This is a genomic window from Arthrobacter sp. CG_A4 (assembly GCF_035985125.1).
Classification (GTDB): domain Bacteria; phylum Actinomycetota; class Actinomycetes; order Actinomycetales; family Micrococcaceae; genus Arthrobacter.
In genome coordinates this window covers 1-23,432 of sequence record NZ_JAXCID010000003.1, presented here as the reverse complement: position 1 = coordinate 23,432, position 23,432 = coordinate 1, and the positions used below count along the sequence as shown (strand labels likewise).

The following is a 23,432-nucleotide window of genomic DNA, read 5'->3' as shown; positions in this document are numbered from 1 at the left end:
CCGCGCTCCACACCTGCACTACCTGCACCAACACCATCCGAACAATGACGTTGCGGCTGAGCCGGCTTGCTGGCTCCTCACTAGGGAGATACTCCGTGGTTACTGAAAACATGAATGTGAAATACGCCGAGGCAGGGCCGGAGAACGTTGCCGCCGATCCGGAGGTGTCGCCGGCGGAACTGCGCCGAACCTCGATCTCCTCCTGGCTCGGCTCGGCGCTGGAATACATGGACTTTACGCTATACACGCTGGCAGCCGCCCTGGTCTTCGGGCCGCTGTTCTTCCCCAACGCTGACCCGGCGATGGCCCTGCTGGCCAGTTTCGCCGCCTATGGTTCCGGTTTCCTCGTCAGGCCCCTCGGCGGCGTCTACTTCGGATATCTGGGGGACAAGTACGGCCGCAAGCTGGTCCTCGTCATCACGGTGGGCATGATGGGCGTCGCCACCCTCGGGATGGGCCTGTTGCCCACGTATGCCCAGATAGGCGTCGCCGCGCCGGTACTGCTTGTCCTGCTGCGGCTCATCCAGGGCTTCGGCGCCGGCGCCGAACTGTCAGGCGCCTCGCTCCTGCTGGTGGAGTCGGCGCCCAGCGGACGCCGCGGCTTCTATGGCGCAGTGGTGGCCCTGGGCACCGCGACGGGGGTGCTCCTGGCCAGCGCCCTGTGGCTGCTGATGTCGCAACTGCCGAAAGAGCAGTTCCTGAGCTGGGGCTGGCGCGTCCCGTTCCTGCTGAGCATTGGCACCACCCTCGTAGCGTTGTACCTGCGGCGCAGCGTCAGCGAGTCGCCGGTCTTCGAGGTCATCAAGCAGCGCCGGGCCGCGGCCGGCGCCGGAGCGAAGCAGCAAAGTGTGTGGCGCGATGCTGCGGATGCCAGGAAGCCGTTCCTGGTGTCGCTGGGAATCAAGCTGGGGGAGAACGGCTCGGTCTACCTCGTCAAGGGCTTCCTCATCGGATGGACCGTGTCCGTCGTCAAGATGGACGCCAACCTCGTCACCACCGGCGTGACGCTGGGCTCCATCCTGGGGATCGCCACCGTCCTGTTCACCGGCAAGCTCACCGACAGGTACGGCCGCAGAATAGTGTGGCTGTGGCTCTCCGCCTTCCAGTTCGCCTTCACCATTCCGGCGATGCTCCTGATTGAGACGCGGAACCCCGTGCTGGTGGCTCTGGTGTTCGTCATTTACATCGGTGGCCCGATTCCCAATATGTATGGGGTGGAGTCCACCTGGCTCGTGGAAATGTTCGGTTCCAAGCGCCGGTTCTCCTTCATGACCACGGTCAAGGAGGTGGGCGCCGTCCTCTCCGGCGGCCTGGGCCCCATCCTGGCGGCCGCGGTGGTGGCCGCGACGGGCCCGGGATGGGTCCCGGTGGCAGTGATCCTGATGAGCTACGCAGCCATCGGCTGGGTGGCCGGGTTCTTGGCGCCCGAAACCCGGGGCCGGGACCTGAACGCCGAGGCGGACGCCTGCTGACGCCTGAGATACATGGCTGGTGATCATTCTCGCTGGTTCGCCGGCAGCTGGACGGAGCCTGGGCCTTTTTTCGGGGGACATGCCCATTCTTCGCACCCGGGACTGGGCATAATGCCACTATGTCCATCCGCTGGCCCCGGCGCGGGACATGTCCCCTCGGGCCGGTATCCAGTCCGGGGGGACATGCCCATTCTTCGCACCTTGGACTGGGCATAATGCCACTATGTCCACCCGCTGGCCCGGGCGCGGGACATGTCCCAGAGCAGGGGCCATCCCGCCCTGGACTCAGACCCCCGGACCCCCGGCGAACCAACGAAAATGCCCGCTAGCCCGGGGTCACGTCAATCAGGACCTTGCCCACAATGTCTCCTTCGACCGCCGCGTGGGCGTCGGGGGTGTGGGGCAGATCAAAACGGTGCAGCGGGAGTCCGGCGGCCTCTCCGACCGGAAGGGCGCCGTCGGCGATGGCCAGGTTGATGTCCTCGGCGGCGGCGCGCACCGCCTCCATCCCAACGGTGTAGAGCAGCACGAACTGGTACCGGACGTTGAGGCTGAAGTGCCTGCGCACGTCCAGGCGCATTTCATCCCCGCCATTGTTGGCGTACACGGCGACTGAACCGCGGTTGCGGATCACGGCCAGATCGAGTTCCGCATTCTGGGCCGGTGCCACCTCGACGATCAGATCAACCCCGGCGGGAGCGATTTGGCGGATCTCCGCTGCCGCATCGGTCTGACGGTAGTTGATGACGTGATGGGCGCCGGCGGCCTGGACCAGCGCGGCTTTCACCGGACCGCTGACCGTGGTGATCACGACGGCGCCGGCCCACCGGGCGAGCTGGATAGCGGCGTGGCCCACGGCGCCGGCACCGCCGGCGACGAGCACCGTTTTACCCGTCAAGGCGCCGGGACGCAGCCGCCGGGGGCCGTCCTCGGCGATGGTCAGGGCCCGGTGGGCGGTGATGGCGGGAACGCCCAGGCTCGCGCCGACGTCGAACCCGGCATTGTGGGGAAGCGCGAAGACGCGCTCGGCCGGCAGGACCGCGAGTTCCTGGGCGGTTCCGCCGTCCGCGCGCTCATAAGCGGCAAGGGCCAGCCAGACCCGGTCGCCGGGGTGGAGCTGCTCGACGCCGGCGCCGACGGCGTCGATCACGCCCGAGCCGTCCTGGTTCGGTACCACCTCCGCGAAAGGCAGCGGCTCACCGGGCGCGGATCCGCGCCGCGACTTCCAGTCCGTGGGGTTCACGCCGGAGACCATGATCCGGACCCGGACCTCCCCGGGTCCTGGCTCGCGGACCTCCCGGTCAACGAGCCGGAGGACGGACGGATCGCCGGTGGCGCGGTACACGATTGCTTTCATATCCAGACCTAACATCGGCCCGGGCGGAAAATTCCCGCCGGTCCGCGCCTGCACAGGAACTGTCAGGGCAGGAACCGGTAGCCGATGCCTGCCTCGGTGAGAAGATGGCGCGGGTTGGCGGCCTCCGGTTCCAGTTTCCGCCGGAGCTGGGCCATGTAGACGCGGAGGTAATTGGTCTCCTTGGCGTAGGCGGGCCCCCATACCTCGGACAGCAGCTGCTGCTGGGTAACCAGCTTTTCGGGATTCCGGACCAGCACCTCCAGAATGTTCCACTCTGTGGGGGTCAGCCGGACGTCCTGGCCGTCCCGCGTGACCCGGTGTTTGCCGAGGTCCACGGTGAAGGCATCCGTCGTGATAACCGGTGACTCTTCCGGGTCAACGCTGCGCCGCAGCAGGGCGCGCAGCCGTGCCAGGAGTTCATCCAGCCCGAAGGGCTTGGTGATGTAGTCGTCGGCGCCGGCGTCGAGGGCCTCCACCTTGTCCTCGGATCCGTGCCTGGCGGACAGCACCAGCACGGGCACCCGGCTCCAGGCACGGAGTTCCCGGATGACGCTGGTCCCGTCCATGTCCGGCAGGCCGAGGTCCAGGATGATCAGTGCCAGCGGAGTCTGGGAAGCGGCCAGCAGCGCAGAGTTCCCGTCCGCCGCGGTGGTGACGGCGTAGCCGTGGGCCTTCAACGTGATCCGGAGTGCCCTCAACAGGTGCTGGTCGTCGTCGACCACGAGGACGGCCGTCATCCTGCGTCCGGTCCGGAGGTGCGTGGCATGGCGTGGCGCCGTCGGGCCAGCGCCGCCTGCTGTCCCAGCGCCGCCTGCTGTACCGGCGACGCATGCTGGGCCAGCGGAGTCTGGCCGCGGTGCGATTCGAACGGCACACCGGTGGACAGCGGAAGCCGGATGACCATGGTCAGGCCGCCGCCCGGCGTCGCCTCGGCGGTCAGGCTTCCCCCCATGGCGTCCGTGAACCCCTTTGCCACCGCCAGCCCGAGCCCGATGCCGGTGGTCTGCGGGGCATCGTCGAGCCGCTGGAATGGCCGGAACATTTCGACAACCTTCTCCGCCGGGACCCCCCGGCCATGGTCGATGATCCGCAGCTCGCCCGCAGGACGACCGTCCAGGGTCGCAGGGCTGAGCCCGCCGGCCGCGCCGACGAGCACAATATCCGATTCGGGGGCGTATTTTGCGGCGTTTTCGGCGATGTTGGCAATGACCCGCTCCAGCATGCCGGGGTCGGCGTCGATCTCGGGCATGTTGGCGGGAAGATCCACCCGGACCCTGCCCTCGGGAACGGCACGCACGGCTTCCGGGATCACTTCGTACCAGCGCACCGGCCGAAGCAGGGGATTGACGGCATCCGAGGTGATCCGGGACATGTCCAGCAGATTGCCCACCAGTGCGTCCAGCCGGTCCGAGCACTCTTCAATGGTGGCGAGCAGTTCCTGCTCCTCGTCTTTGCTGTACTCGACGTCGTCAAGGCGCAGGCCGCCGACGGCGAGCTTGATCCCGGCCAGTGGAGTGCGGAGGTCGTGGGACACCGCACGCAGGATGGACGTGCGCATCGTGTTGCCCTCTGCCAGGCGCAGCATTTCCCGGCGGCTGGCCACCAGTTGCTGGCGTTCGAGCTGTGCGGCCAGATGGACGCCGAAGGCCCCGAGGAGGCGCCGGTCGCTGGCCGGCAGTATCCGTCCTGACAGGACGAGGCGGGTAGCGGCATCGATCTCTTCGACGTTGTCCCCCTCGGCGGCGTCACCCCGGTCCTCCGGTGACGGCGGGGAAAGCTCACCCGCCGAGGCCTGAAGCCGCCACTGCCCGACGCCGGAGCCGGCGCCACAGTCGCCGCCGGAGCCGGCGCCACTGTCGTCTGAATGGCTCCCGGCCAGGCTGAACAGGGCGGCCCCGCGGACCTGGAAGACGCCCAGCGCCTGTTCCAGGAGCGCCTGGACCGTGTCCTCCGAGCGGGCGGCGCCCCGGGTCAGATCGCCAAGGGTGGTCGCCTCCGCTCGGGCCCGGGCGGCCTCCTTGGACCGCCGGGCAGAAAGGTCGACCACGACGGCGACGGCCGCCGAGACGCCGACAAACACCAGCAGCGCGAGGAAGTTCTGCGGATCGCTGATGGTGAGGTTTCCCACCGGCGGGGTGGAAAAGTAGTTCACTAACAGGCTGCTCCAGAGCGCCGCGAGGATGGCCGGCCACAGCCCGCCGACCAACGCCACCGCGACTGACCCGCTGAGCTGGACGAGCATGGCAGTGGCGATGTTCTGCTCAGGGTTCAGCGCCAGCAGCAGGAACTGCAGGAGGGTGGGGAGCACAATAGCGAGAACAAACCCGACCGCCACCCTGACGCGGCCCAGGTCGCGTTGCCGGGACGGGCGGGTACCGCGTCCGCCGAGCGGGTGCGAGACCATGTGGACGTCGATGTCGCCGGAATCGCGGACCACCCGGGTGCCGACGCCGCCGCCCAGCAGGTTTCCCAGCAGCGCGGCGATCCTCTTCTGGCGGGAGATGCCGACGACGATCTGGGTGGCGTTGACGCTGCGGGCGAAGTTCAGGAGGGCTCCGGCAGGGTCCTCGCCGGTCACGATATGGTAGCTGCCACCCAGATCCTTGATCAGGTGGCGCTGGGATTCGAGCGCCTGGGGGGATTCACTGGCAACACCGTCCGCCGCGCGGACGTGCACCGCCAGCAGGTCTCCGCCGTTGACGCGGTTCAGGATCCTGGCGCCGCGGCGGATCAGGACGTCCCCCTCCGGGCCGCCGGTCAGCCCCACCACGATGCGCTCGCGGGCCGGCCAGCTGACATCAATGCCGTTTTCGGCCCGGTACTTGGACAGGCCCTCGTCCACACGGTCGGCCAGCCACAGCAGCGCGAGCTCCCGCAGCGCGGTGAGGTTGCCCAGCCGGAAGTAGTTCGAGAGGGCGGCGTCAATCTTTTCGGCAGCATAAATCTTGCCGTCGCCCAGGCGCTGGCGGAGCAGCTCGGGGGAGATGTCCACCAGATGGATCTGGTCCGCCCGGCGGACGACGTCGTCCGGCACCGTCTCCGACTGGTGGACGTCGGTGATGGCGCTGACGACGTCGCCCAGGGAAGCGAGGTGCTGGATGTTGACGGTGGAAAGGACGTCGATGCCGGCGTCGAGCAGTGCATCGACGTCCTGCCAGCGCTTCGGATGGCGGCTGCCGGGGATGTTGGAGTGGGCGTATTCGTCCACCAGCGCGATCCCCGGCGCCCGGGCCAGGACGGCGTCGAGGTCCATTTCCTCAAACTCCGTGCCCCGGTAGGGCAGGAGCCTCGGCGGGATGACGTCGAGTCCCGCCAGCAGTGCCCGCGTCTCGCTGCGCCCGTGGTGCAGGGCAAATGCGACCACAACGTCCTCGCCCCGCCTGAGCAGCCGGTGTGCCTCCTCGAGCATCTCGTAGGTCTTGCCGACCCCCGGCGCTGCTCCCAGGAAGATGCGCAGCGTTCCACGTTCCATGCCGTCATTCTCTCACTTGGACGGTGTGGCCTGCGCCGGCTGTGCGGCGGCGGCCACCGCGAGGTTGAGGGCTGTGACGTTGACCGAGGGCTGGCCCAGGAAGGCGATCAGCCCGCTGCTGGTGTGCCGTGCAACGAGCGTGGCCACGGCATCGGTGCCCAAGCCGTTGGCTGCTGCCACCCGGCCAAGCTGCAACCTGGCGTACTCCGGGGAGATGTGCGGGTCCAGCCCGGAACCGCTGGCGGTTACGGCGTCGGCCGGCACCTCAGCCTCGGCGACGCCTTCGGCCGCCGCGACGGCAGCCCGGTTGGCGGTGACGGCGTCGAGCAGCTTCGGCTCATTGGCGCTTAGGTTGCTGGCCGAGGACGACGCCGGATCCCACGACACCGCCGAGGGCCGGGCGTGGAACCACCGCGGGTCCTGCACGCCGGCTTCGTCGGCGGAAGCCTGGGCGATCAGGGCGGACGCGGCGGGAGACCCGGTGCCGTCCCTGATGATCGAGCCGTTCGCCTGATAGGGGGCGATCAGCTGCCCGACGCCGAAGACGGCCAGTGGGTAGGCCAGGCCGAGGATCAGCGTGGCGACGATGAGGAAACGCAGGGCGGTTCCTGCCTGGCGGAGGTAGCCGGTGAGTATGTTCATGGGGACGTTCCTAGCCGATTCCGGGAATGAGGGAGACCATCAGGTCGATGATCTTGATGCCGATGAAGGGCGCGATCAGCCCGCCGAGCCCGTAGACCAGCAGGTTCCGCGCCAACGCCTGGTTGGCGGAGACGGCCCGGTACTTCACGCCGCGCAGGGCCAGCGGCACCAGGGCCACGATGATCAGGGCGTTGAAGATGACCGCGGACAGGATGGCCGAGGCCGGTGTAGCCAGTCCCATGATGTTCAGCAGCCCGAGCCCGGGGAACGTGGCGGTGAAGAGGGCCGGAACGATCGCGAAGTACTTGGCGACGTCATTGGCCACAGAGAAGGTGGTCAGCGCGCCGCGGGTGATCAGCAGTTGCTTGCCGATGCCGACGATGTTGATCAGCTTGGTCGGGTCGGAGTCGAGGTCCACCATGTTGGCGGCCTCCTTGGCGGCCGGTGTCCCGGAGTTCATTGCGACCCCGACATCGGCCGCCGCCAGTGCCGGGGCGTCGTTGGTGCCGTCGCCGGTCATGGCCACGAGGCGCCCCTCGGCCTGCTCCTTCTTGATCACGGCGAGTTTGTCCTCGGGCGTGGCTTCGGCCAGGAAGTCATCGACGCCGGCCTCGGCGGCGATCGCACGGGCGGTAATGGGATTGTCTCCGGTGACCATGACAGTCCGGATGCCCATCTTCCGCAGTTCGGCGAACCGGGCACTCATCCCGGGTTTGACCACATCGGCGAGGTGCACGGCGCCGAGGATCCTGGCTTCGCCGTCGTTGTCTTTCCGGGCCACGAGCAGCGGGGTGCCGCCCTGGGCGGCGATTTCCTCCACAATGCGCTGCATCTCTGCGGGCGTGGTGCCGCCGTGGTCGGCGACGAATGCTGATATCGAGGAGGCGGCGCCCTTGCGGATCTGCGTTCCGTCCAGGTCCAGCCCGCTCATGCGGGTGCTGGCACTGAACTCGACCACCGCGAACTCGCCGGTGATCTTCCGGAGCTCGGCAAGATCGCGGCCGCCCACGCCCTTTACCGCCGCGAGGTCGGCGATGGAGCGTCCCTCCGGGGTTTCGTCGGCCAGGCTGGAAAGCCGTGCCGCCTCGGCGAGCGTCGTGTGGTCCACACCGTCGGCCGGCAGGAAGTTGACCGCGCGGCGGTTGCCGTAGGTGATGGTTCCGGTCTTGTCCAGCAGCAGGGTGGTGATGTCGCCCGCGGTCTCCACCGCGCGGCCGGAGGTGGCCAGGACGGTGTGCTGGACCAGGCGGTCCATACCCGCGATGCCGATCGCCGGCACGAGGGCCCCGATGGTGGTGGGGATCAGGCAGACAAGGAGAGCCACCAGCACGATCGGCGAGGGCGTGGCCCCCGCGAGGGAGGCAAACGGTGCCAGGGTCATGGTGACCACCAGGAACACGATGGTCAGGGACACCAACAGCACGTGCAGTGCGATTTCATTGGGCGTCTTTTGCCGGACCGCGCCCTCGACCAGTTTGATCATCCGGTCGATGAACGTTTCGCCGGGTTCGGCGGTGATGCGGACGACGATCCGGTCCGAGAGGACCCTGGTGCCGCCGGTGACGGAGGACCGGTCCCCGCCGGATTCGCGGATGACCGGCGCCGATTCACCGGTGATGGTCGATTCGTCCACACTCGCCAGGCCCTCGATGATTTCCCCGTCTGAAGGGATCACGTCCCCGGCTTCACAGATGACTATGTCACCCCGACGCAGCTCGGTGCCCGGCACCTCGGCGGTGGTGCCGTCGGGCAGCCGCCGCGTGGCCTGCACACCCTGCCTGCTGGCGCGCAGGCTGTCTGCCTGGGCCTTGCCCCGGCCCTCGGCGATGGACTCCGACAGGGTGCCGAACAGGGTTGTGAGCCACAGCCAGACGGTGATGGCCACGCTGAAGACCGAGGGCCGGAACAGGCAGATTCCGGTGCAAAGCACTGCGCCCACCAGGACGGTGAACATAACCGGGGAATGGATCATCTGGCGCGGGGAGAGCTTCCGCAGGGCCAGCGGCAGAGCGGCCGCGACGCTGGCGGCTGTCAGTTTTGCCGGGGCCTTTGTGTGGTGCTTGTGCTCGCCGGGGGTGCCCAGCGGGTTGCCGTCGGCAAAGGTGGTGGCGGCGGTGTCGGTGTCGGTGTCCGTGGCGGATGCCGTGCTGGACCGGGTCATTTGAGGAGTCCTTCTGCGAGTGGCCCCAGGGCAAGGGCCGGAAAATAGCTGAGGGCGGTCAGGATCACGGTCACGCCGAGAAGCAGCGAGCCGAAGAGCGGGCCGTGGGTCGGGACGGTGCCGGCCGAGGCGGGGATCTTGCGCTGCCTGGCCAGGGAGCCGGCCAGGGCGAGCACTAGGACGATCGGCAGGAACCGGCCCAGCAGCATGGCCAGGCCCAGCATGACGGACAGGTAGGGACCGGAGCTGGTGATGCCGCCGAACGCGGAGCCGTTGTTGTTGGCTCCGGAGGTGAAGGCGTAGAGCACTTCGCTGAACTGGTGGGGGCCGGTGGCTGGCGCGTTGGACATGCTGCCCGGCAGCAGGACGGTGATGCCGGCCAGAACGAGAACCAGGGTGGGGGTCACCAGGATGTAGAGGGCCGCTATTTTCATTTCCGTGGGCCCGATTTTTTTGCCCAGGTACTCCGGGGTGCGGCCCACCATCAGGCCGGCGATGAAGACGGAAATGATGGACAGGATCAGCATGCCGTAAAGACCTGAGCCGGTTCCGCCCGGTGCTACTTCGCCGAACATCATGTTCACCATCGCCACGCCGCCGGCCAGCGGAGGCAGTGAGTCGTGGGCGACGTTGACAGCGCCGGTGGACGTGAGTGTGGTGGAGGCGGCGAAGATGGCGCTGGGGACCGCGCCGAAGCGCTGCTCGAACCCTTCACCGAGTCCGCCTGCCGCGGCGGTCGCAGTTCCTTGTCCGGCGGATACGGCCCAGCCCATGAGGGCCGTCGAGGCGAGCCAGAGAGTACCCATGACGGCGGCCACGGTAAAGCCCTGCTTCTGGTTCCCCACCATCCGGCCGTAGGCGTACGGCAGGGCCGAGGGGATGAGCAGGATCAGGAACACCTGGAAGAGGCTGATGAACGCATTCGGGTTCTCCAAGGGGTGGGCCGAGTTGGCGTTGAAGTAGCCGCCGCCGTTGGTTCCGAGCACCTTGATTGCCTCCTGCGAGGCTACCGGTCCGCCGGGAATGACCTGGGAGACACCGGAGGCCTGGTTCACGACGTCGGCGGACCAGAAGTTCTGGACAACTCCGCCGAGGACCATCACAATTGCGCCGGCGAAGGCGAGCGGCAGCAGCACCCGCAAGGACGTGCGGGTCATGTCGACCCAGAAGTTGCCGAGCCGGTCCGTCGTCGTTCGCGCAATTCCGCGGATGAGGGCGACGGCGACGACGATGCCGACGGCGGCGGAGAGGAAGTTCTGGACCGCCAGCAGTGTCATCTGCACGAAGATGCCGACGGTGGTCTCCGGGACGTACGTCTGCCAGTTGGTGTTGGTGACAAAGGAAATGGCCGTGTTCATGGCCACCCAGGGGTCAACCCCCGTCAGGGAGCCGGCGCCGGGCAGGAGATCCTGGGCCCGCTGGAGGCCGAAGACCACCAGAATGGACACCACGGAAAACGCCAGCACGCTGCGGAGGTAGACCGGCCAGGTCTGGTCCGCCCCGGCGTCGATCCCGGCGAGCCGGTAGATGAGCCGCTCCGGCGGGCTGGACTTCTGGCCCTCGAAGACGCGGGCCAGGTAGGTGCCCAGCGGCTTGTGCAGGGCAGCCAGGACAATGAGGAGTGCGGCCAGCTGGACTACAAATGATGCGGTGTTGAATGTCATCGTCTGCTCACCACTTCCCGGGACGGATCAGGGCAGTGAGCAGGTAGCCGAAGAGGCTTAGACCCGCCAGCAGCAGGATCAGCCACATCACAGCATCGGCGCTCATTGACCCGTCTCCGATGGTTCGCCGGTCCCGCTGACCACACCGGTCAGGAGGTGACCAACCCACATCACGAATCCCATGGACACCATGAGGATCCCGATGACAGCCACATCGGCCATTGCACGTTCCTTTCATCTGCGCCCCGATTCCGGGGCTGGGTCCAGTCAATCCCCCGGGAGCCGCGAAAGAGCCCGCACTGATGGATCCTTAACGCCGTTGGGCCGGATCTTGACGGATCCTTGACGCCGCGGCCGTGCCTCGCGCCGCGGACGGGAACCACGTCCTGGTGGCCCGTGATGTGCCGCGCCGGCGCCGGCCGGGCGCACTGGCCCGCCAACAACAAACGCCCCTCCCGAGGAATCCTCGAGCGGGGCGTTTGTGGTCTTGGGGGACAGGGTCCCGGCCGGCTGGCCGGAACTGCTATCCGGTGTATTTAGAGCGGGCGGATGTTCTCGGCCTGCGGGCCCTTCGGACCCTGGGTGACGTCGAACTCGACCTTCTGGTTCTCATCCAGCGAGCGGTAGCCGCTGCTGGCGATTGCCGAATAGTGGGCGAAAACGTCGGCTGACCCGTCATCCGGGGCAATGAAGCCAAAACCCTTTTCAGCGTTGAACCATTTAACTGTGCCTGTAGCCATGCCATATCCTTCTGAAATGCTGCTGATCTCCGGCGGCCCTGGGGCCAACGGCTGCGGAGACATTCGTCCGCTGTCCCCCAACGTACGGGTCTGCGGGCTGTGGTGCAAGAGGCCGACGGCGGGATTTCGTCACGGCTGGAAGCTGTGGCCAGGGCCGATTGATAGCCGTTCGGGTGATAATCCCCATCCGTAACGACGCCGGGATGCTCTCGGGCTGCCTCTGCGGGTTCCCCGGGGACCTCCGGTCAGGGGGTGAGCAGCACCTTGATGGCGCGCCGTTCGTCCATCGCCCGGTAAGCCTCCGGAGCGTCCTCCAGCGGCATCACAGCGTCGAAGACCCGGCCCGGATTGATGGTCCCGGAAGCCGGGCTGCTTCAGCGCATGCCCTCCCGGCGGATGGCGGTGGCGATGGCCGCAGCCCGGGTCTCCACACCAAGCTTCGCGTAGATGTGGGCGAGATGGGTCTTGACCGTTGCCTCCGAGATGAACAGCCGCCGGCCGAGTTCCCGGTTACTGAGCCCGACTGTGAGGAGGCTCAGCAGCTCGGCCTCGCGCGGCGTCAGCACCTCATCCGGATTGCGCAGCTGCTGAAACAACCGGGAGGCCACCGGCGCGCTCATCACGCTCTTGCCTTGGACAGCGCCGCGAACGGCCGCGAAAATCTCCTCCGGGGCGGCATCCTTGAGCAGGTACCCCATGGCCCCTGCATCCACGGCCCGGACGATGTCGGCGTCGGAGTCATAGGTGGTGAACACCAGGACCGCCTGTTTGCCGTTGCGCCGCCGGAGTTGTTTGATTGCCTCGATGCCGTCCATGCCCTCGCCCATGGCCAGGTCCATCACCACCACGGCGGGGGAGTGCTGCTCCGCTTTCACCATGGCATCTTCGCCGGTGGCGGCCTCAGCCACGACGTCGATGTCCGGTTGCGTTCCCAGGAGCGCCTTGAGCCCGCTCCGGACCACGAGGTGGTCGTCCACGAGAAGTACGGTGATGGCGCTCATTCTTCCCCGCCGGCAGGAAGTTGAGCGGCCACGATGGTCCCTTCGCCGGGGGTGCTTTCGACCGAGAATACACCGCCGAGCTGCTCGACACGCTGGCGCATGGCGCGCAGGCCGTAGCCTCCGGCGTCCGACGGCGGTGACACCGCCACGGGATCAAAGCCGGCGCCGTCGTCGTGAATGTCCAAGGTGACGGTGTCCGGGAGGAAGCCGAGCGTCAGCGTCGTGTGCGCGGCCCCGGCATGGAGATTGATGTTTGCCGCGGCGCTCTGAACCACGCGTAAAAGTGTGTGCCGGACCACCGGTGGCACGGGCCTCGGATCGCCGGTGACCAGCAGCCGGGCCGCGGCCACATACGCTGTGGCGGCCTGGAGCAGGGCCTCGGGCAGAGGGGAGGCATCGAGCCCGGGGGACGCGAGTTCGTGGACCAGGCTGCGGGTTTCCGACAGGTTCTGGCGGAGCAGGGTGCTGGCCTGGCGGACGTCCTGCCTCGCGGAAGGGCGGGGCCAGGCGCGGTTGGCCGCTTCAAGGAGCAGCAGGCTGCTTGCCAGCCCCTGCGTCACGGTGTCGTGGATTTCGCGGGACACGCGCTCACGTTCGGCGATGGCTCCGGCCCGGCGCTCGCTGGCCGCGAGCCGGCTTTGGGCCAGAGCTACTTCGGCGTGCAGGCGGCGCTGCGCGGCGGCGTCGTTCTCGATGCGGTCGTAGATCAGCGTCAGCATGGCCGCCACGGCGAGCGGGCCCAGCAGCATCGCCAGATCGGTGCCATTGCCGAGCCTGAACAGCCCGGCCGCCGTGGCGGCGGCAATTGCGCCCGCGGCGATGTAGGCCACGGCGCCGGTAAACGCGGTGCGGCAGAGGAAGAACAACGCAAAAGAACACCAGGCAAAACTGGGCGCCGCTATGACGAGGATTGCCCAGACTGCCACGAGGATGAACATCCAGAACGCCCACCGGCGCCGGCGCCGGGACAACACAGCGATGACCGAGTAGAGGACGAACGCTGCCGCGGCGAGCCCGAGGATGGGGATATTGTCCGCCGGGCTGTGCCGCATCAGGTAGCGCAATGCCGACACGACCAGGAGAACGGCAAACCCCAGGTGGACCGCGGCATCAATTCGCCGGAACCGGCCCTTCGGCGGGGGCGGACCGGCAGCCGGAGTTTCCGGGGAGTGGGCTGGGGCTGGCGGTGGCATAAGGGTCCGGTTCCGGTGGATGAAGTGCTACCCACCATGCTAGGGGCCCCGCCATTGGCGGTCTCTCATCCCTTTGGCTGATCCGGCCGACCCGACGGGTGAGCCGGTCGAAGCCGAAGGCCGGATGCCGCGGCCGGAGCCAGGCGCAAGGATGGAAGGACGCCGAGGGGCGAGCCCCCTGCACCGTCAACCAAGGAGAATGCCATGAAGAAGTCCACCAGGATCGTGTCCGCAGCCGCCGGAGTGTTGCTCCTGACCGGAGGGCTGGCAGCTGCGGCCAACGCCGGCAGCGTCCCGGCGGCGCCAGGGGTGGCGGCCCCTGCGGCGGTGCCCGCCGTCGATCTCCCGCCGGCACCCGCCGTCGTCGTGGCCCAGAGCCGCATTACCGTGGGGGCGTCGGCCGACGCGGTCCGGGCGGCCCTCGAGAAGTGCCAGGCAGATAAACTGCCGTTCGTTACCGTCGCGCTGGTGGACCGGTTCGGCACCGTGCAGGCTTTGCTGCGGGGCGACAATGCCGCTGAGCACACCATCGAAGCCGCGCAGCAGAAGGCCTACACGGCCGCGGCATTCGGGGCACCCACCAGCGAACTCGCCAAGCGCATCAACGGAAACGGGCCAAGCATCGCGGATCTCCCCGGCACCCTCTTCCTCGGCGGCGGCGTCCCGTTGAAGGTCAACGGTGTGTCCGTGGCCGGAATTGGTGTGGGCGGGGCTCCGGACGGTGCGCTGGACGAAGCCTGTGCCACAGCCGGCGCCGAGGCCATCGCCGGAGTGGCCCGGTAAGCTCGGTCCATGACGAGGTTCGGGATCGGTCCCGGGGCATCAATCCGGCGCGGCCGGCCGGGAGTTGTGGCCGGAGTCCTGGGCCTCGTGGTTGGCTCGGCAGCACTGCTGAGCGGCTGCAGCACGGACGCCGGACCGCCAACGCGCCCGGAGTCTGCGCCGGCCGTCGCGACCTCGGACCCGCCGTCGTCGTCCTCCGCAGCACCGGTGCCTGCTCCGAGCAGCCGTGTCCCGCTGTCCGCGCAGGCTCAGGCGGAGCTAGACCAGAGTCTGGCCCGGGCCGCCAAAAGCAACGATCTGGCCCTGGTTGCCCGGCTGATCCGGGCCGGCGGCGATGTGAACGCGAAAGACGCTCTCGAGGACTCCGCGTTCCTCTATGCCGGGGCCGAAGGATTCAACGAGATCCTGCAGTTGACCCTGGCCAGCGGGGCGGACGTCGCCAGCACCAACCGCTTCGGCGGGACTGCACTCATCCCTGCCTCCGAGCACGGCCACGTCGACACCGTGCGGATCCTTATTGCCGCCGGCGTTCCCGTGAACCACGTCAACAAGCTGGGCTGGACCGCCCTGCAGGAGGCCATTCTGCTCAACGACGGCGGCCCGCGGCAGCAGGAGGTGGTCCGGCAGCTCCTGGCCGCCGGTGCCGCGCCCGATATCCGGGATCCGCAGGGGAGGACCGCATTGGAGAATGCGGAGCGCCTGGGCTTCGGCGCGATTGCCGGACTGATCCGGGGCCGCTAGTCCCGCCGAAAACCCAACAACGCGGGGTCAGATACGGCCCATCGACGCACCATTCATGGGCCGTATCTGACCCCGCGTTGTTTTTAGAGGGCTTCGAGGACGCTGACGTAGTTGGCGATGCCCACGCCGCCCATGTTCTGCACGGCGGCGCGGCGGGCCGTGGGCAACTGCATGCCGCCGGCGGTGCCGGTGAGCTGCATCGCGGCGATGACGTGCTGCGAGACACCCGTGGCGCCGACGGGGTGGCCCTTGGCTTTGAGCCCGCCGGAGACGTTGACGGGCAGCTTGCCGTCCTTGAAGACCCAGCCCTCCTCGACGGCGCGGGCTCCCTGCCCCGGGTCGGTCAACCCCATCGCCTCGTACATCAGCAGCTCGGCGATAGTGAAGCAGTCATGCACCTCGGCAAAGTCCAGGTCCTCAAGCCCGACGCCGGCCATCCCCAGCGCCCGCTGCCAGGAGACCCGCGTCGCGGCGAACGCGGTGGGATCGCGGCGTTCGGCCGGGAAGAAATCATTCGCCTGGCCGAAGCCAACGAGCCGGACCGGGGCGGTGGCCCCGCCGGTCGGGGCGACGCTCAGCACGACCGCGGCGGCGCCGTCGGAGACGGGGGAGCAGTCGGTGCGGCGCAGCGGGTCGGCCACCATCGGGTTCTTGTCCGAGACGGTCCGGCAGAACTCTTCGCCGAGGTCCTTGCGGAGCTGGGCGTAGGGGTTGTCCACGCCGTTGCGGTGGTTCTTCGCGGCGATGGTGCCCAGGACGTCCGAGAGATTCCCTGCGCCAGCGCCATAGCGCTTCTCGTAGTGCTTGGCCACCTCGGCAAAGAGCCCGGTGAAGCCGGTACTGGAGGCCCGGCCGGCCATGTCGTAGTCCGCGCCGAGCAGCGCCGCGCCCACAACATCGGCGCCGGCGTGCGTCATCTTTTCGGCGCCGATCACCAGGACGGTCTTCGCGGTGCAGGCCAGCAGCGACTTGGCGCCTTGCTGGAACGCGGCCGATCCGGAGGCACAGGCGTTCTCGACCCGGGTGGACGGGACGTTGGCCAACTGCTCCGAGACCTGCAGGGCCAGTGAGGACGGGAACGCCAGCGGCATCATGCCGGAGTTGAACTGGCCGAGGTAGATTTCGTCGATCTGGCCCGGTTCGATCCCGGCGTTGCCGATCGCCTCCGTGGACACCTGGACGATCAGGGACTCGAGGGTCTCGTCCGTGAGCTTGCCGAAACGGCTGTGGCCCCAGCCGGTCAGCAGGACATCTTTGCCGAACTGTTCGCGCAGACTCATGCCGTGGCTTCTTCGAGTTCAAGCGCGACGTCGAACTCCGCCTCTGTCTTTTCGCGGATGTCCTCGACGGTGACGCCGGGGGCAAGGCGGGTGAGCGTGAGCTTCCGCCCGCCGTCGTCCGTCTTGTCGAGGTCGAACACCGCGAGGTCGCTGATGATGCGGTCCACGCAGCTCAGGCCGGTGAGCGGGAGCGTGCATTCCTTCACGATCTTGGCGGTGCCGTCCTTGGCGTTGTGCTCGGTGAGGACCACGACGCGCGGGGTGCCGGCGACGAGGTCCATGGCGCCGCCCATGCCCTTGACCATCTTGCCGGGGATGGTCCAGTTGGCGAGGTCGCCGTCGCCGGAGACCTGCATGGCACCCAGGATGGCGACCTTGACGTGCCCGCCGCGGATCATGCCGAAGGAAGCGGCGGAGTCGAAGATGCTGCCGCCGGGCAGAACCGTGACGGTCTGCTTGCCGGCGTTGATGAGGTCCGCGTCCTCCTCGCCGTCGTAGGGGAACGGGCCCATGCCGAGCAGGCCGTTTTCGCTCTGCAGGACCACGCGGATGCCGTCGGGCAGGTTGTTGGCGACCAGCGTGGGGATGCCGATGCCAAGGTTGACGTAGTCGCCGTCGTTGAGTTCTTCGGCCGCGATGGCAGCCATTTCATTCCGGGTCCAGGCCATGATGTTTCTCCTCAGGTTTGTGGGGGTGGCGGGTCAGGCCGGTACTGCGGCGGGCGCCGCTGCCGGTACGACGGCGGACGTTGGGTCGGCTGCCCCGCTGCGGGGACGGACGGTCCGCTGTTCGATGTCCTTGACCCGGGCGCTGGCCTGGACGAGGCGCTGGACGAAGACGCCGGGGGTGATGATGTGATTGGGGTCGAGGGCGCCGGGTTCGACGATGACCTCGGCCTCCGCGACGGTGACGGCGCCGGCGGTGGCGACCACCGGGTTGAAGTTTTGCGCGGTGTAGCGGTAGATCAGGTTCCCGTCGGTGTCGGCGGTGTGCGCGTGGACCAGGGCGACGTCGGCCCTGATGGCCCGTTCCAGGAGATACGTCTCGCCGTCGAACTCCGCGAGCGGCTTGCCTTCGGCGACGAGGGTGCCGACGCCGGTCTTCGTGTAGAACGCTGGAATGCCGGCGCCGCCGGCGCGGAGGCGCTCTGCCAGAGTGCCCTGCGGGGTGAACTCCACTTCCAGGTTGCCCGCGAGGTACTGCTCGGCGAAGAGCTTGTTCTCGCCCACGTAGGAGGCAATGACCTTGCGGACCTGGCCGGCTTCAATCAGCACACCGAGGCCCTTGCCGTCGACGCCCATGTTGTTGGACACCACCGTGAGGTCCTTCACGCCCGAATCGCGGACGGCCTCGATCAGGTCCGCCGGGATGCCGCTGAGGCCAAAGCCGCCGACGGCGAGCGTCATACCGTCCCACAGCACGTCCTGCAGCGCGGCGGCCGCCCCGGATTTCAGCTTTGACATTGGATCTCCTCATTGAGCTCGCAGCAATCCACTTTGTGGACTGTCCTTCTGAGCTTGGAGCCTACGGTGCCTAAAAGGGGGCTGTCAACGGGCGACTTCGGCCTCTAGTATCGAGATAATACAGTGTGGACAGTAAGCTGGTTGATGTCCACAATGTGGATATTTTGGATATTTCATGAAGCATATATGGGAGAAGCCGATGAATTCAGCAACGGTCCATTCGCCGGTTCAGGGCGCCCAGGTGGTCAGCCGCGTCGCATCCCTGCTGCGCATCGTCGGGCGGAAGCCGGAGGGCTCCCCGCTGGTGGAGCTGGTCCGGGAATCCGGGCTGACCCGCCCCACCGTGCACCGGCTGCTGTCATCCCTGGCGGCCGAGGGCCTGCTGGACCAGGATCCGGGCAGCGGCCACTGGGTGCTGGGGCCTGAAATCCTGCTGATGGGTTCCGTGGCCTCGGCGCGCTTCCCGCTCGAGGATATTGCGCGGCCAAGCCTGCGCCGGCTCGCCGAGGAGACCGGCGAAAGCGCCTTCTTCTCCATCCGGCGCGGCGCGGAAACGGTGTGCCTGCTCCGGGAGGAAGGCAGCTTTCCGGTGCGGTCGTTCGTGCTGCACGAGGGCGTCCGCTTTCCGCTGGGAGTCGCGTCCGCGGGGACGGCCATCATGGCGTTCTTGCCCGGGGCGGAGCAGGAGGAGCTGCTGGCGGGCTGGGCCACCCACGCGGGCAGATTCGCGGCGGCCCACACCGGGCCGCTGGTCCGCGCCCATCTGGAAGCGACGCGGCAGGCCGGCTATTCGGTGAACCCGGGGCTGGTGCTGGAAGGCAGTTGGGGGATGGGCGCCGCGGTTTTCGACCAGCGCGGCCGCCCGGCCTGGGCGCTGTCGCTGACCGGCATTGAGTCGCGCTTCAGGGAGGACCGCCGGGCACAGCTGGGACGGGTGCTGATGGACGAGGCGCACCGGATCTCGACCCTGCTGCAGGCCGGACGGTAGGGCGGTCCCGGCGGGTTTCGACGTCGTGGTTCACCCCAGGCTGCCGTCCCGGGGTCCTTCCGGACGCGCCGGCCCCGGCGGCCCTGGTCACGCCCAAAGATGCCACACGGCCGAACACTGCGACGCGTAACACTCCCGGATGGAGCGCGACCTTGGGCCGGTTACTTCCACCAGGTGTCGAGGAGGGTGACCGGGACCGTGCGTTTGTGGCGGGTCCGGAAGTATTTCTGCTCGATCAGCTCGGCAACCTCATCCGGGACCTCGCGGCCCTCAAGGTAGTCGTCGATCTCGTCGTACGTGAGGCCGAGCTCGTCCTCGTCGGTGCGCCCGGGTTTGCCGTCAAGCAGGTCGGCGGTGGGCACCTTGTCCCAGACCCGGGCCGGGGCACCCAGCTCGGCGAGGAGCGCGCGGTTCTGGCGCTTGTTGAGCCCGAACAGCGGCAGCACATCAGCCCCGCCGTCGCCGAACTTGGTGAAGAACCCGGTCACGGACTCGGCGCCGTGGTCCGTGCCGATCACAAGGTAGTTGTGCTCCCCGGCCAGCGCGTACTGCGCGATCATGCGGGAGCGGGCCTTCATGTTGCCCTTGGTGAAGTCGGTAACCTGGTTGCCGGTGGTCTTCTCGAACTCCTGCTCGAATCCGTCCACGGCCGGGGCGATGTTGAACGTCCACTCCGTCTCGGCACCGACGAAGTCCAGGGCGGCCTGCGCGTCGGGCTCGTCGTGCTGCACACCATAGGGGAGCCGGACGGCCACAAAGTTCGCGTCCACCCCTTCCGCTTCGAGCTCATTGACCGCCAGCTGGGCCAACCGCCCGGCCAGGGACGAATCGAGGCCGCCGGAAATTCCCAGGACGAACCCCTTGGTGCGGGTCGCCTTGAGATAGTCCTTCAGGAACGTGACGCGTTTGCGCACCTCCTCTGCGGGGTCGATCCGGGGCTGCACACCCATTTCTTCGATGATCTTTGCCTGGAGTTCACGCATGACTCAAAGCCTAGCCAGCCGTGTCAATCGGACTCAACTGTTGCACGGCAGGCGGGGCCGCCCAGCGGCGCCGGACGCTGCGCTTTCGGCCCCTCGCTGCGCAAATTACCCGACGCTACGCGGGATACCCGCAGCGCCGGGAATTTCGCGCAGCGCCGGGAATTTCCCGCAGCGGAGGACTCCTCCCGCGGCACCCCGCACGGGCGTAGCGTATGGGCATGGAGACGACGGGATGTGTGGTGGTGGGCGGCGGGCCGGCCGGGATGATGCTGGGCTTGTTGCTGGCCCGGGCCGGGGTGGAAGTAACGGTGCTGGAAAAACACGCGGATTTCTTCCGGGACTTCCGCGGCGACACCGTCCACGCTTCGACAATCAGGCTGATCGACGAGCTGGGCCTGGGCGAGGAGTTCCGCCGGCTGCCGCAGAGCCGGCTGACCAACATTGCTTTTCCGGTACCCGGCGGCCCGCCTGTGACGATGGGCAACTTCGCTTCGTTGCCCGCACCCTACAACTACGTCGCCCTGATGCCGCAATGGGACTTCCTGAACTTCCTCGCCGGTGCCGCCGCCCAGGAGCCTTCCTTCAGCCTGCGGATGAGCCACACCGCCACCGCGCTGGTCCGGAACGGCGGACGCGTCACCGGTGTGCGCTACCGGACAGCGGACGGCGCCGGGGGTGAACTCCGCGCGGATCTGGTCATCGCCACGGACGGACGGCATTCCACTCTGCGCCGCGAGGCCGGCCTGGCGCCGAAGGCGTATCCCGTCCCGTTCGACACCTGGTGGTTCCGGCTGCCGCGCTACGCCTCGGAGCGCGGCGCGGTGGCGGGAATCGTGCCGGCATTCGGCCGCGGTGAGGCGCTGCTGGCCCTGTTCCGCACCGACTACTTCCAGATGGGCTACCTCGCCCCGAAAGGCACCGACGCCCGGCTCCGCGCCGAGGGCATCAAGGAATACCGACGGCGGATCGCGGCCCTCCGCCCGGACTTCGCCGACCGTGTCGACGCCATCGCCTCACTGGAGGACCTGCACTGGCTGGACGTCCGGCTGGACCGGCTGCGCGAATGGCACATCAACGGGCTGCTCTGCATTGGGGACGCGGCCCATGCGATGTCGCCCGCCGGCGGGGTGGGGATTAACCTCGCCATCCAGGACGCAGTGGCCGCCGCGGACTGCCTGGCCCCGTCACTTCTCCGCGGCCGGGTGTCCCGCGCGGAACTGGCCAGGGTGCAACGACGGCGGCGGATGCCCACCGTCGTCGTGCAGACCGCCCAGCGCGCTATGCACCGCCTGCTGTTCGAGCCGATCATGTCCGGAAAGCGCTCCGGCGCTCCGGCGGCCCTGCTGTTCCTCGCACGGCATCTCCCCGCGGCAGGCCGCGTGGTTCCCCGCTTCATCGCCTTCGGCCCGCGGCCCGAGCATGCGCCCGGGTTCGCCCGGCGCACTCCTCAGCAGCTGCGGCCCGGCGCCGGATAGGGCGGGCGGCGATCCGGAGTCCCCGGCGAGCCGCCGGACTCCTGCGGCCCCGGCCGGATGCCGGTACGGGCCAGCCACTAAACTGGGTCCCATGACTGCCACCCTTGACTCCGCGTCGAACACTGCCGCTGCCCGTGCCCGCCTGCTCGAACTGATCAAAGAACTGGCAATCGTCCGCGGCAAGGTCATCCTTTCCAGCGGAGCCGAGGCCGACTACTACATCGACCTGCGCCGGATCACGCTGCACCACGAGGCTTCCAAGCTGGTCGGCCAGGTCATGCTTTCACTGCTGGACGACGCCGGGATCGACTTTGAGTGCGCGGGCGGGCTCACCATGGGTGCCGACCCGGTGGGCACCGCCGTGATGCACGCCGCCGTCGATGCCGGCCGGCCCGTGGATGCGTTCGTGGTCCGCAAAGCGCAAAAGTCCTATGGCATGGGCCGCCAGGTCGAAGGCCCCTCCGTGCTGGACCGCAAGGTCCTCGTCCTGGAGGATACCTCCACCACCGGCGGCTCCGCGCTGACCGCGGTCGAGGGCGTCCGCAAGGCCGGTGGCAACGTCGTCGCCGTCGCCGTGATCGTGGACCGTGACACCGGTGCCAAGGAAAGGATCGAAGCGGCGGCGGGTGTTCCCTATCTCTTCGTCTTCGGCAAGGTCGAACTCGGCCTCAGCTAGGCGCCACCCCGCGGTCCGCCACAGGGCCGGTTCGGGGCGGGCCGGCCCGCGGCATATGGACTGGTTTCGAAGTGTGACCTATCCTTTGGCTAACCCGCTCCTACCGCATCTGGAGAACCCTCGCCATGCTCCCGCCCGATCCAATCCTCACCGCCGGCGCTCCTGCGGGCGCCGACCCGTCGTTGAGTACTGTGGATCAGATCCAGAACCTCATCCTGGACAGCGCGGATTTCGAGGAGTTTCTCAACGAACTTGCACGATTTTCCGCCCACCAGGTGGCAGGCTCACGCGACGACGCGCTGTGCGGCATCACCCTGCTGCGGGACCGCAAGGCTGCAACGATCGGCTGGAGCAGCAACCACGCCCGCGAAGTGGATGAGATCCAGTACTCGCTGTCCCAGGGCCCGTGCCTGACCGCGGCCAAGGAAGAACGCGAAGTCTATGTTCCGGACCTTGTGGCAGAAAACCGCTGGGGTCCCGAGTACGCCGGAGCCGTCGCCTCGCACGGGCTGCGCTCGGTGCTGTCAGTGCCGTTCCACCTTCAGGGCGAAGCCCAGGCCGCCCTGAACCTGTACTCGGAGGCGCCGCACAAGTTCGACGGCGACGTGGCCGCCCGCGCCCGGGGATACACCCGCGAAATCTCGCAGGCGCTGAGGCTGGCTGTCCGCATCTCCCTGCACACGGACAGCGCCACGAACCTCCGGGCCACGCTCGAATCCCGGACGGTCATCGACATGGCGGTCGGGATTATCATGGCGCAGAACCGCTGTGACCAGGAAACCGCCGTCAGGATCCTCACCGATGCGTCCAGTAACGGCAACTTGAAACTGCGCGATATTGCGAAGTCGCTGGTCCAGTCCGTGGGCGGCGCGGCGACGCGGACGCACTTCGAAGAGCCGGGTCGCCCGGAGCCACACTGATCCCGCGCTGCTGATCCGGTAATGCGGATCCCGCGCTGCTGATCAGGTATTGCCGATCCCGACTCCAGATCCGGTCGCGGCGGGATGACTTGTGCCCCGCCGATTCCTGCAGTTAAACTCAACGAGGTTGAGCCGCCGGCCATAGTCACCCCTCTTTTGGAGTACCTATGGACCAGACACTGCTAGCCCATGTCAAACTCGACATCGCCTCGGATGCCGTCCGGATTGACGTCCGCGGGAGCCTCACGCAGGACACCCGGCCCGCGCTGATGCGGACTATCCAGCGTGTCCGCCGGATGGGGATAACCTCCCACATCACCATTAGTCTGAAGTTACGTTGGTCCTTTCCTCGTTTTCCTTCTGGAATCCGGGGGAAGGACCACTTTTGTATCAACATTTGTAGCCACTAAATTCTTTGGAA

21 protein-coding genes and 1 pseudogene are annotated in these 23,432 nt (G+C 67.8%); 7 read left to right on the top strand and 15 right to left on the bottom strand.

Features of this window, described 5'->3' with window-relative positions; genetic code table 11:
* The first annotated feature begins 95 nt into the window (after nucleotides 1-95).
* Nucleotides 96-1,472 (top strand): MFS transporter, encoded by a 1,377-nt coding sequence (locus tag RCH07_RS02110; protein ID WP_326965814.1) that lies wholly within the window; start codon nucleotides 96-98, stop codon nucleotides 1,470-1,472.
* Nucleotides 1,473-1,797: 325 nt separating this feature from the next.
* Here RCH07_RS02110 and RCH07_RS02105 read toward each other — a convergent pair whose 3' ends face one another.
* From RCH07_RS02105 to RCH07_RS02055, 11 genes and pseudogenes are all read right to left on the bottom strand, one after another.
* Nucleotides 1,798-2,829 (bottom strand): NADPH:quinone reductase, encoded by a 1,032-nt coding sequence (locus tag RCH07_RS02105; RefSeq protein WP_326965813.1) that lies wholly within the window; start codon nucleotides 2,827-2,829, stop codon nucleotides 1,798-1,800.
* A gap of 62 nt (nucleotides 2,830-2,891) precedes the next feature.
* Nucleotides 2,892-3,566, bottom strand: a complete 675-nt coding sequence (locus RCH07_RS02100) for a response regulator (RefSeq protein WP_326965812.1) — start codon at nucleotides 3,564-3,566, stop codon at nucleotides 2,892-2,894.
* Nucleotides 3,563-6,301 carry a DUF4118 domain-containing protein gene (locus RCH07_RS02095; RefSeq protein WP_326965811.1) on the bottom strand — a complete coding sequence of 913 codons (2,739 nt, stop codon included), beginning with the start codon at nucleotides 6,299-6,301 and terminating at the stop codon, nucleotides 3,563-3,565. Before RCH07_RS02095 ends, RCH07_RS02100 begins: the two co-directional genes overlap by 4 nt.
* A gap of 12 nt (nucleotides 6,302-6,313) precedes the next feature.
* Nucleotides 6,314-6,943 carry a potassium-transporting ATPase subunit KdpC gene (gene kdpC, locus RCH07_RS02090; protein ID WP_326965810.1) on the bottom strand — a complete coding sequence of 210 codons (630 nt, stop codon included), beginning with the start codon at nucleotides 6,941-6,943 and terminating at the stop codon, nucleotides 6,314-6,316.
* Between the two features lie 10 nt (nucleotides 6,944-6,953).
* Nucleotides 6,954-9,104, bottom strand: a complete 2,151-nt coding sequence (gene kdpB, locus RCH07_RS02085; RefSeq protein ID WP_326965809.1) for a potassium-transporting ATPase subunit KdpB — start codon at nucleotides 9,102-9,104, stop codon at nucleotides 6,954-6,956.
* Nucleotides 9,101-10,768, bottom strand: coding sequence for a potassium-transporting ATPase subunit KdpA (gene kdpA / locus RCH07_RS02080; protein ID WP_326965808.1), 1,668 nt, complete (start codon nucleotides 10,766-10,768; stop codon nucleotides 9,101-9,103). The genes kdpB and kdpA overlap by 4 nt, the downstream gene beginning before the upstream one ends.
* A 7-nt stretch (nucleotides 10,769-10,775) precedes the next feature.
* Nucleotides 10,776-10,874, bottom strand: a complete 99-nt coding sequence (locus tag RCH07_RS02075; RefSeq protein ID WP_326965807.1) for a potassium-transporting ATPase subunit F — start codon at nucleotides 10,872-10,874, stop codon at nucleotides 10,776-10,778.
* Between the two features lie 430 nt (nucleotides 10,875-11,304).
* Complete coding sequence (locus RCH07_RS02070; protein WP_013599688.1) at nucleotides 11,305-11,508, bottom strand: cold-shock protein; 204 nt, start codon at nucleotides 11,506-11,508, stop codon at nucleotides 11,305-11,307.
* Nucleotides 11,509-11,753: 245 nt separating this feature from the next.
* Nucleotides 11,754-11,867, bottom strand: a pseudogene (locus RCH07_RS02065) (IMP dehydrogenase); the annotation flags it as partial.
* Nucleotides 11,868-11,882: 15 nt separating this feature from the next.
* The gene (locus RCH07_RS02060; protein ID WP_326965806.1) at nucleotides 11,883-12,509 is read right to left on the bottom strand and encodes a response regulator transcription factor; all 627 of its coding nucleotides are present in this window, start codon (nucleotides 12,507-12,509) and stop codon (nucleotides 11,883-11,885) included.
* On the bottom strand, nucleotides 12,506-13,702 hold the full coding sequence (locus RCH07_RS02055; protein ID WP_326965805.1) for a histidine kinase: 1,197 nt from the start codon (nucleotides 13,700-13,702) through the stop codon (nucleotides 12,506-12,508). The genes RCH07_RS02060 and RCH07_RS02055 overlap by 4 nt, the downstream gene beginning before the upstream one ends.
* Before the next feature lie 204 nt (nucleotides 13,703-13,906).
* On the opposite strand from RCH07_RS02055, the gene RCH07_RS02050 reads away from it, so the two are divergent.
* A complete protein-coding gene (locus tag RCH07_RS02050) occupies nucleotides 13,907-14,485 on the top strand; it encodes a GlcG/HbpS family heme-binding protein (RefSeq protein WP_326965804.1) in 579 nt (192 codons plus the stop codon).
* 9 nt (nucleotides 14,486-14,494) lie between these two features.
* Nucleotides 14,495-15,226, top strand: a complete 732-nt coding sequence (locus tag RCH07_RS02045; RefSeq protein ID WP_326965803.1) for an ankyrin repeat domain-containing protein — start codon at nucleotides 14,495-14,497, stop codon at nucleotides 15,224-15,226.
* An 83-nt stretch (nucleotides 15,227-15,309) separates the two neighbouring features.
* Here RCH07_RS02045 and RCH07_RS02040 read toward each other — a convergent pair whose 3' ends face one another.
* Genes RCH07_RS02040 through RCH07_RS02030 form a run of 3 tightly spaced genes read right to left on the bottom strand, consistent with a single transcriptional unit; the run spans nucleotide 15,310 to nucleotide 17,969 of the window.
* Nucleotides 15,310-16,506, bottom strand: coding sequence for an acetyl-CoA acetyltransferase (locus RCH07_RS02040; RefSeq protein ID WP_326965802.1), 1,197 nt, complete (start codon nucleotides 16,504-16,506; stop codon nucleotides 15,310-15,312).
* Nucleotides 16,503-17,174 carry a CoA transferase subunit B gene (locus RCH07_RS02035; RefSeq protein WP_326965801.1) on the bottom strand — a complete coding sequence of 224 codons (672 nt, stop codon included), beginning with the start codon at nucleotides 17,172-17,174 and terminating at the stop codon, nucleotides 16,503-16,505. The genes RCH07_RS02040 and RCH07_RS02035 overlap by 4 nt, the downstream gene beginning before the upstream one ends.
* A 33-nt stretch (nucleotides 17,175-17,207) precedes the next feature.
* On the bottom strand, nucleotides 17,208-17,969 hold the full coding sequence (locus RCH07_RS02030) for a CoA transferase subunit A (protein ID WP_326965800.1): 762 nt from the start codon (nucleotides 17,967-17,969) through the stop codon (nucleotides 17,208-17,210).
* Nucleotides 17,970-18,168: 199 nt separating this feature from the next.
* Between RCH07_RS02030 and RCH07_RS02025 the strand changes: the two genes are divergently transcribed.
* Nucleotides 18,169-18,957: an IclR family transcriptional regulator gene (locus RCH07_RS02025; RefSeq protein ID WP_326965799.1), complete on the top strand. Its 789-nt coding sequence runs from the start codon at nucleotides 18,169-18,171 to the stop codon at nucleotides 18,955-18,957.
* A gap of 161 nt (nucleotides 18,958-19,118) precedes the next feature.
* Here the strand turns inward: RCH07_RS02025 and nadE are convergent, their stop codons facing one another.
* Nucleotides 19,119-19,940: an ammonia-dependent NAD(+) synthetase gene (gene nadE, locus RCH07_RS02020; protein ID WP_326965798.1), complete on the bottom strand. Its 822-nt coding sequence runs from the start codon at nucleotides 19,938-19,940 to the stop codon at nucleotides 19,119-19,121.
* A gap of 218 nt (nucleotides 19,941-20,158) precedes the next feature.
* Between nadE and RCH07_RS02015 the strand changes: the two genes are divergently transcribed.
* The 3 genes from RCH07_RS02015 to RCH07_RS02005 all read left to right on the top strand — a co-directional run bounded on the left by RCH07_RS02015 (nucleotide 20,159) and on the right by RCH07_RS02005 (nucleotide 23,011).
* Entirely contained in the window at nucleotides 20,159-21,415 is a 1,257-nt protein-coding gene (locus RCH07_RS02015; RefSeq protein ID WP_326965797.1) for an FAD-dependent oxidoreductase, read from the top strand.
* 91 nt (nucleotides 21,416-21,506) lie between these two features.
* Entirely contained in the window at nucleotides 21,507-22,091 is a 585-nt protein-coding gene (gene pyrE, locus RCH07_RS02010; RefSeq protein ID WP_326965796.1) for an orotate phosphoribosyltransferase, read from the top strand.
* 125 nt (nucleotides 22,092-22,216) lie between these two features.
* Nucleotides 22,217-23,011 carry a GAF and ANTAR domain-containing protein gene (locus RCH07_RS02005; RefSeq protein WP_326965795.1) on the top strand — a complete coding sequence of 265 codons (795 nt, stop codon included), beginning with the start codon at nucleotides 22,217-22,219 and terminating at the stop codon, nucleotides 23,009-23,011.
* Nucleotides 23,012-23,432: the final 421 nt, after the last annotated feature.

Bases quoted from the DNA above. Each gene is read 5' to 3' on its own strand.
- RCH07_RS02055 (WP_326965805.1), bottom strand. From the start codon at position 13,702: ATGCCACCGCCAGCCCCAGCCCACTCCCCGGAAACTCCGGCTGCCGGT.
- RCH07_RS02100 (WP_326965812.1), bottom strand. From the start codon at position 3,566: ATGACGGCCGTCCTCGTGGTCGACGACGACCAGCACCTGTTGAGGGCA.
- RCH07_RS02075 (WP_326965807.1), bottom strand. From the start codon at position 10,874: ATGAGCGCCGATGCTGTGATGTGGCTGATCCTGCTGCTGGCGGGTCTA.
- kdpA (WP_326965808.1), bottom strand. From the start codon at position 10,768: ATGACATTCAACACCGCATCATTTGTAGTCCAGCTGGCCGCACTCCTC.
- pyrE (WP_326965796.1), top strand. From the start codon at position 21,507: ATGACTGCCACCCTTGACTCCGCGTCGAACACTGCCGCTGCCCGTGCC.
- RCH07_RS02070 (WP_013599688.1), bottom strand. From the start codon at position 11,508: ATGGCTACAGGCACAGTTAAATGGTTCAACGCTGAAAAGGGTTTTGGC.
- RCH07_RS02005 (WP_326965795.1), top strand. From the start codon at position 22,217: ATGCTCCCGCCCGATCCAATCCTCACCGCCGGCGCTCCTGCGGGCGCC.
- RCH07_RS02105 (WP_326965813.1), bottom strand. From the start codon at position 2,829: ATGAAAGCAATCGTGTACCGCGCCACCGGCGATCCGTCCGTCCTCCGG.
- RCH07_RS02060 (WP_326965806.1), bottom strand. From the start codon at position 12,509: ATGAGCGCCATCACCGTACTTCTCGTGGACGACCACCTCGTGGTCCGG.
- RCH07_RS02025 (WP_326965799.1), top strand. From the start codon at position 18,169: ATGAATTCAGCAACGGTCCATTCGCCGGTTCAGGGCGCCCAGGTGGTC.
- kdpB (WP_326965809.1), bottom strand. From the start codon at position 9,104: ATGACCCGGTCCAGCACGGCATCCGCCACGGACACCGACACCGACACC.
- kdpC (WP_326965810.1), bottom strand. From the start codon at position 6,943: ATGAACATACTCACCGGCTACCTCCGCCAGGCAGGAACCGCCCTGCGT.
- RCH07_RS02095 (WP_326965811.1), bottom strand. From the start codon at position 6,301: ATGGAACGTGGAACGCTGCGCATCTTCCTGGGAGCAGCGCCGGGGGTC.
- RCH07_RS02045 (WP_326965803.1), top strand. From the start codon at position 14,495: ATGACGAGGTTCGGGATCGGTCCCGGGGCATCAATCCGGCGCGGCCGG.
- nadE (WP_326965798.1), bottom strand. From the start codon at position 19,940: ATGCGTGAACTCCAGGCAAAGATCATCGAAGAAATGGGTGTGCAGCCC.
- RCH07_RS02030 (WP_326965800.1), bottom strand. From the start codon at position 17,969: ATGTCAAAGCTGAAATCCGGGGCGGCCGCCGCGCTGCAGGACGTGCTG.
- RCH07_RS02040 (WP_326965802.1), bottom strand. From the start codon at position 16,506: ATGAGTCTGCGCGAACAGTTCGGCAAAGATGTCCTGCTGACCGGCTGG.
- RCH07_RS02015 (WP_326965797.1), top strand. From the start codon at position 20,159: ATGGAGACGACGGGATGTGTGGTGGTGGGCGGCGGGCCGGCCGGGATG.
- RCH07_RS02035 (WP_326965801.1), bottom strand. From the start codon at position 17,174: ATGGCCTGGACCCGGAATGAAATGGCTGCCATCGCGGCCGAAGAACTC.
- RCH07_RS02050 (WP_326965804.1), top strand. From the start codon at position 13,907: ATGAAGAAGTCCACCAGGATCGTGTCCGCAGCCGCCGGAGTGTTGCTC.